Source organism: bacterium, from assembly GCA_040756715.1.
In the GTDB taxonomy this organism is placed as follows: Bacteria; UBA9089; UBA9088; order UBA9088; family UBA9088; genus JBFLYE01.
Map to the genome: position 1 here is coordinate 1 of JBFLYE010000073.1, position 7,334 is coordinate 7,334.

The following is a 7,334-nucleotide window of genomic DNA, read 5'->3' on the forward strand; positions in this document are numbered from 1 at the left end:
AAGGACCATCTCTTCCCCTTCTTACTGTCTGTCTTGATATTCCTAATATCAAAGCCCTTTCGATAATCTCTTTGTTTTGTATTTTTTCTTTCCTTAAGGTGGTAAGTATGTCTATACCCATCTGGAAAGAATTGCATTTTATGCTTGACATTCTTTAGCCTTAATGGTAAAATACATTATATCCTTGATTTACAAGGGTTTACGAAAGTAGGTGTTAAGATAAGGATGATTAATTTTGTCTCTACTTTTCCACCCATAATGTGCGGAATAGGAAGTTACACTAAATATCTTGTCTCTAAAATGCCCAAGAATTGCTGGCGCGTAACTTCTCTAGCCTTAGATGGATTTTCAAAAACTAGCTTTAAATTGGATAAACGGGCAACCTATACTATTTCTTTATCCAATCCTAAACTTCCTCCTAGCTTAGATGAAGAAGTTCTCTGGTTCGAACATGCCTTTGGGATGTGGGGAAGGGAATCCCCAAGCTTTATTAAGTTAGTTAAAGAGGCAAAGGAGAAGAAAAAGAAGGTAATTGCCACTCTTCATACCATCCATTTTCAATCCGATGAGACACCTCAAGGATTACAGCAAAAAGAAAAAAGGCTTCTTGAAGAACTTTTACCCTCAATCGATGTAGCAACCGTCTTTACTAATGGAGCTTATGAGGCAGTGATTGAGACATTTCCTGAATATAAAGATAAAGTAGTAGTGTTAAGGCATGGGGTTTTTCTTTATCCTGAAGTTAATAAAGAAGAGGCGAGGAAGAAACTTTTGAGATATCTAATGAATATAGCAAGTATCTCTCAAGCACAAATTAAATCTTGGGAAAGTCTTTTCTTTTCAAAGAAGATAATTTTGTTGGGTAGCTTTGGATTTATCACCAAGGATAAGGATCCACTCAAACTTTACTCTCTGGGTGAGATTCTTCAAAAGAGACTTCCAAATTATAAGGTAGTGGTTATCTATATGGGAGAGATTCAAAAAAGAAAGGATAAAAAGATAGAAGAGAGCCTACCCATCTTAGAAAGACTAAAATCTATCCACGATGGAAAAAGAAATCTATTCTTTGAGGATTATATTCCAGAAAGCATCCTTCCTTTTGTCTTACAGGCATTAGACTTTGCTGTATTCTGGTGTCATAACGCTAGCCAGTCAGGAAGGATGGCCCATGCTCAAGGGGCAGGAGCCTTTGTAGTTGGCCGAGATATCGAAGGTATAGGAGAGACTTTAAGACTTTCTGGTCTTCCTTCTTCTGACACCCTGGAAGGGCTGGCAGAAAAAATAGCATTACTTACTCTAAACCATAAATTGAAACAAAAGATGCTCAGGTCAAGTTTGGACTATGCACAAAAGTTCTCTTATAAAGTTCAAGCGAAGAAACATCTCTTGTTAGAAGAAGCAGTTAGAGCTGAAAGAGAGCTGCCCATTCTTGATCGAATTTAAGATGGTCTTTATCTTAAAAAACTTAGCCGTGGGTAATCTTAGAGATGCAGAAGATTGCCCAAGCTCAATAAGTGCACTCCTCAATGTAGCCGATGATCTTAAATCATACAAAACCAAGAAGAAGTATCACAGAATCCCTCTTGTCGATGGATGGCCTATTCCTGGAGAAAAGATGAGAGAGGCGATTCAGTGGATAAAGAAGCATATAATTATGGATAATATTTTGGTTTTTTGCACATTCGGGGCAGGAAGGTCTGCCTCAGTGGTGATAGGTTATCTGTGTAGCATAGGTTTTAACTATGAAGAGGCGGTTAAATTTGTCAGTTTCAAGAAACCAGATATAGTTCCTTTGCCTTTATTGGCAGAAAGTATAAAACGAGCTCTAAAAAGAAGGCCTTATTTAAGGTAGTAACCAATGAAGATAGGAATGATGTCTGCCTGGAATGAAGACTCAGGCGTATCTATCCATGCCGAGTTAATCGGAAGAGAATTTGTAAAGATGGGACATAAACTCTCTGTCTTCTCTTTTTTTAAGTCTAATTTTCATGGCACAGCTATTGTGGGAAAAGATGAAGAGTATGTGAGTCGCTGCTTTACTACATCCAGTGCAAAAAATCCTTTCTTAGATGCTCATCCTATTCTAAAAGAGAACTATGATATATTTATCACCCAAGATTTGGGAATGCTTCCCTTGGAAGAATTAGCCAAGATATTTCCAAAGATTAAAAGAAAAGCTAAAACTGTGACCGTGATTCATCATAATAGAACTCCAGAAAATCCTTTATTCTGGGAGCTTCCCTGGGATAAAGTTATCTATTTTGATGATCGGTATTACCAATTTTTAAAAGAGCTCTTTCCCAAAGAAAAACTTCACCTTATACCCTATCCTTGCCATCCGAAAAGATGTAAAGATAAGCTTAAGGAAAGGGGAAATTTAGCCCTTCCCGAGAATAAATATATTCTCTTTCTCTTTGGCCAACGCGGGATTAAAGAAGCGGGTGAACTTTTACCCATCTTAGACAATATGAGCAAAACCTTACCCATTCTTCTTTTAGTGGTTTCAAAGAGGGATTTAGATAAAATAAGAGAGTTTAAGCCAAATTTCTTAAAGATCTTAATAAGAGAAGAGACGCCAGATATAGACAAACTCTATAGTTATCTTCATGCCTCAGATCTACTGCTTTATCATCGCAAAGCTCCCAATGGTGCTATAGTATCATCTACTGCTTATCAATGCATAGGTTCTTTCTGTCCTATTTTAGCTTTAGAGTCAAACTATTTCTATAATATGGATGGTGCAGTCATTACTTATACTAATCTTTTGGAGTTTGAACTCAAGCTGATAGAGATCCTAAATAAAGGAAGAATATATCAAAACTGGAAGAGTAGTTTAGAGGATTTTTTGAGAAAAAATTCGGCCAAACCTATAGCTCTCCAATATATTAAGCTATTTCAGCATCTATTAGAAGAGGTTTAAAAGATGAGAATTGCGATGATGAGTGCCTGGAATACTGATTCTGGAGTAGCTCTCCATGCAGAGCCAATAGGTAAGGAATTAAGAAAGATGGGGCATAAGTTAACCGTCTTTAGTTTTATAGAGGATGACTTCCATGGAGATGGAATTACCGCTTCTGATGAGGACTATGTGGTTAGGTGCTTTGGGACGCAAAAAACAAACTTTTTAGATCCAAGACCAATCCTTTCCATCCATTTTGATATATTTATTGTCCAGGACTTAAGGATGCTGCCAGTTAAGAATCTGGCAAAGATATTCCCCTTAATTAAGAAAAGAGCAAGAACAGTCCATATTGTCCATGAGAATGAATTGCCTAAGGAGCCGTGGTTCTATCAGTTTGACTGGGATTTGATTATCTATTTTGACAAAAGGCAGGATTTCTTAAAAAAGATCTATCCTGATGCTGTTTATATTCCTTTCCCCTGTTTTGAGATAAGAAGAAAAGATAAACTTGAAGCAAGAAAGAGATTAGACCTTCCAATGAATAAAAAGCTCATCTATTGCTTTGCTCAAAGAGGGTATCATTCATACCTAAGGGATTTACCAGAAAAGTTAGAGAATGAGACGCTTCTTTTGCATGTAGTCTCTAAAGGGTATGAGATGCTGGAAGGAAAATCTCCTCCTTCCTGGATGATTGTCCGGCAAGAAGAACCACTTTCCCAAGAGAGGTTTGATGAATACCTATTTGCCTCAGATGCATTAATCCTCCATAAATTTAAGAGCCGCTATCATGCCCTTGTCTCATCTACTGCCTTTCAGGCCTTGGGCTGTGGCTGTCCAATCTTTGTTCCCGAAGGCTCAGACTTCTTCTATCCCTTAGAGGATGTGGTGGTGAGGTATAGAGATATTGAGGATTTAAAAGAGAGATTATGCACTCTGCTTGAGGATAAGAGGGCTTTTGATGAGGCAATCGACCGACAGGATGGTTTTGCCCTCATGAATTCACCCAAGATAATCGCCGATAGATTTATAGGATTCTTTACGGAGATATTAAGAAGGAGATGAGATTTCCCGTTGGACCATTTGTGGATTATCCCAATAATCCCATCCTTTCACCCCAAGCTGGGTTAAAGAGGATATATAACCCAACCGTGATCAGGGATAATGGTATCTTCTATATGTTATTACGAGGGGAGGGCAATGATGGATTGACCGGAAAAATATACCTAGCAAAAGGAAATAGCCCAACCTCATTCAAGCTTTTTCCCAAACCTTGCCTTTCACCCTCTGCTGAGTTTGATATAGGTGGCTGTGAGGACCCAAGGGTGGTAAAGTTTAATGATACCTATTACCTTACCTATGTGGGTAATAGTAAAAGGTATAATGTTTCAAATATCTGCCTTGCCACCTCAAAGGATTTAATAAATTGGGAGAAACATGGACCTATCTTACAGACAGGAAAGTGGGATAGTGGACAGTTAAAGGCAGGGGCTATTCTGAATGAGAAGATAAATGGTAAATATGTCATGTACTTTATGGGAGAGGAAAGCCCTTGGGTAACTGCGATTGGAATAGCCTATTCCGAAGACCTCTTTTTTTGGTATGAACCAATAGATGAACCCATTCTTTCTCCTCGCGATGGCTATTTTGATTCCCAAGGGGTTGAGCCTGGTCCTAATCCGGTGGTTATTGAGGAGGGAATACTTCTAATCTACAATGGCTGGGGAAAGGACTGTATTTATAGACCAGGAGGGGTAATCTTCTCAAAAGAAGACCCAGCCAAGATATTGGAGAGGATGGATAAGCCAATATTGGTGCCAAATGCTATAGAAGGACTTAATAAAGACTACCATGTGGTTAGCGAAGGGCTGATAAGCTTTAATGATAGATGGTTTCTATATTATGGAGCAGGAGATAAATTTAGCTCTCTTGCTACATACCCTTAAAAAGATAAGATGAAGGCAAGGCGATATCTGGGTAATCCCATCCTTTTGCCAAAGAGGGAGAATGAATGGGAGTCAAGGTTTGTCTTTAATCCCGCAGCTTTGTATGCAAATGGGCTTTTTCACCTTCTCTATCGGGCAGTGGGAGGGGATGGTATATCCAGGATGGGATATGGAGTAAGTAAAGATGGCTATAACTTCCTTAGATTTGATAAGCCTGTCTTTACTCCGCGTGGAAGGTTAGAATCAAAAGGGTGTGAAGACCCAAGAGTTGTAAATCTTGATAATAAGTTCTACATGACCTATACCGCCTATTCCCATGAAGGAACAAGAATAGGACTTTCCTCAACCTCAAACTTTATTGAGTGGAGAAGATATGGGGTGATACTTCCTGAGCTTCCCAATAAGGATGCGGTGCTTTTTCCTGAGAAAATCAAAGGTAGATATGCATTATTTCACCGAAGAATGGATATAAAGCCACTTTCCATCTGGATCGCCTATTCAGATGATCTCCTTAACTGGAGTGATCACAAAAAGGTTATGTCTCCACAAGAAGGAGATTGGGATAGTGTGGCCATTGGTGCAGGGGCTCCGCCAATTAAGACAGAGAAAGGATGGATGCTTATCTATCATGGTGTGGATAGAGAGGGAAGCTATAGCCTGGGGGTAGCACTCTTTGATCTAATTGATCCCTCTTTGCTTCTCTTTAGAAGCAAAGACCCCATCCTTGAACCAGAAGAGGACTATGAACTAAGGGGTGAAAGAAATCAGGTTGTCTTTGCCTGTGGGGTATGTGAATTTGAGGGTAGATACTATATCTACTATGGAGCAGCAGATAAGGTTATTGGCGTTGCTACCTTGGATAAGGATGAACTTTTTCAGGTTATAAGATGAAGATAACCATGATGAGCCGCTGGAATATCCCCTGTGGGGTCTCTCTCCATGCCGAACTTTTAGGTAGGGCATTAGTAGAGCTTGGCCATAATCTTTCTGTTTTAGCCCCGGTTGAGGATGAGGATTATCTATATCATAAGGATGAACCCTATGTTTTACGATGTTTCAGACTCCCAAAGAAAAAAGGGGGATTCTTCTTTGATTCCAAGCCTTTTCTTAAAGAGGCCTGCGATATCTTTGTAGTGCAAAACCTTGAGATACTGCCAATGGAAGACTTACTTGAAATATACCCAATGATAAGAAAGAGAGCTAAGACAGTTCTTGTAATACATGAAGGTAAACCTCCTAAGGATCAAACATTTTATAAATTTGCCTGGGATGCTATTGTCTGTTTTGACAAAAGATACAAGAGATTTCTTTCTAAGATATATCCCAAAGATAGAATACATATAATCCCTTATCCCTGCTATCCTTTGATGTTAGGGGATAAAAAAGAGGCAAGGCTTAAACTAAATTTGCCACTTGATAAGAAGATAATCTTTAATTATGGTATGGGAGTATATCGCCACCTCCATCTTTTACCAACAATTGAAAGAGTAAATAAAGTATATCCCCTTATCCTCCTTACCCTAACCCATATTAAAGAGTGGTATGATCTATTTGAGGCAGTAAAAAATAGATATAAATTCATTGAATTAAGAAGAGGAAAACTACCTGTGGATTTGCTTTATAAATATCTGCATGCCTGTGATTGTCTCCTAATTCATAAAGACTCAGCAGAGGCAGTAGTTGTTCCCTCCACCGCATTTCTTTGTTTGGGTGCAGGAAGGCCAATTCTTGCTTATAATACAAATTTCTTTGAAACCTTTGATAAGGAGGTTTTGAAATATTCAAGTCTTTCTGATGGCCTTGAAGATGTATTTGAAGAGAGAGAAAATGTTGAATTAGTTTTAAAGACATCTCAAGGATATGTGAGAAAGAATTCATCAATTGAGATAGCCAAAAAGTTTATCAAGCTTTTTAAGTCATTGTTAAGCTCTAATCGCTAAAAGCCAAAAGCTAATAGCTAACACATACTACAGAACAAATACACCAATCCTTGCCATTTTTTAAATAAAAAATTAAAATAAATTGATGTTTTTGGCAATAATTATTATCCTTGCATTCCTTATTCAGACCTCAGGAATACTCATTCTCTTTAATACATCTTGCAACCTTCTTCTTATCACAACAATATTTGCCTCATTAAAATGTATTCCCTATAGCGCAGGTTTTTTTGGATTTTTCTGCGGCATACTTTTAGACTTGCTTGCAATAAGACATTTTGGAATAAACGCTTTGTCTTTTTCTATAATAGCAATATTGGTAAGCATTTCTTCAAAGAGGATATACCATAGGGTTTATATTATCTTTTTCCTTGTCTTTTTAGCAACTATACTTTCTGGCATTATTTCTTTATTTCTCCTTTTTCTTTTTGAAGGCTTTTTGCTTAATTTTTTTCATCTTTTAAAGGAGGGTTTGTATAATTCTATTTTTGCTTCTTTAATCTTTATTTTTATAAGAAAGAGGCTATGAAAAGGAAAATTTCCTCCCTCATT

The 7,334-nt window shown here is 37.8% G+C and carries 8 protein-coding genes; all 8 read left to right on the forward strand.

The features are described from left to right. Positions 1-225 precede the first annotated feature (225 nt). Positions 226-1,443: a hypothetical protein gene (locus tag AB1397_03005; GenBank protein ID MEW6481962.1), complete on the forward strand. Its 1,218-nt coding sequence runs from the start codon at positions 226-228 to the stop codon at positions 1,441-1,443. A 1-nt stretch (position 1,444) separates the two neighbouring features. After that, the gene (locus AB1397_03010; GenBank protein ID MEW6481963.1) at positions 1,445-1,852 is read left to right on the forward strand and encodes a dual specificity protein phosphatase; all 408 of its coding nucleotides are present in this window, start codon (positions 1,445-1,447) and stop codon (positions 1,850-1,852) included. Positions 1,853-1,858: 6 nt separating this feature from the next. Further along, positions 1,859-2,920, forward strand: a complete 1,062-nt coding sequence (locus tag AB1397_03015; protein ID MEW6481964.1) for a hypothetical protein — start codon at positions 1,859-1,861, stop codon at positions 2,918-2,920. A 3-nt stretch (positions 2,921-2,923) separates the two neighbouring features. Then, complete coding sequence (locus AB1397_03020) at positions 2,924-3,964, forward strand: hypothetical protein (GenBank protein MEW6481965.1); 1,041 nt, start codon at positions 2,924-2,926, stop codon at positions 3,962-3,964. After that, positions 3,961-4,845 carry a family 43 glycosylhydrolase gene (locus AB1397_03025; protein MEW6481966.1) on the forward strand — a complete coding sequence of 295 codons (885 nt, stop codon included), beginning with the start codon at positions 3,961-3,963 and terminating at the stop codon, positions 4,843-4,845. The genes AB1397_03020 and AB1397_03025 overlap by 4 nt, the downstream gene beginning before the upstream one ends. Before the next feature lie 9 nt (positions 4,846-4,854). Then, entirely contained in the window at positions 4,855-5,736 is an 882-nt protein-coding gene (locus tag AB1397_03030; GenBank protein ID MEW6481967.1) for a glycosidase, read from the forward strand. Beyond that, positions 5,733-6,785 carry a hypothetical protein gene (locus AB1397_03035; protein ID MEW6481968.1) on the forward strand — a complete coding sequence of 351 codons (1,053 nt, stop codon included), beginning with the start codon at positions 5,733-5,735 and terminating at the stop codon, positions 6,783-6,785. Before AB1397_03030 ends, AB1397_03035 begins: the two co-directional genes overlap by 4 nt. Positions 6,786-6,870: 85 nt before the next feature. Further along, entirely contained in the window at positions 6,871-7,311 is a 441-nt protein-coding gene (gene mreD / locus AB1397_03040) for a rod shape-determining protein MreD (GenBank protein MEW6481969.1), read from the forward strand. The last annotated feature ends 23 nt before the right edge of the window (positions 7,312-7,334 follow it).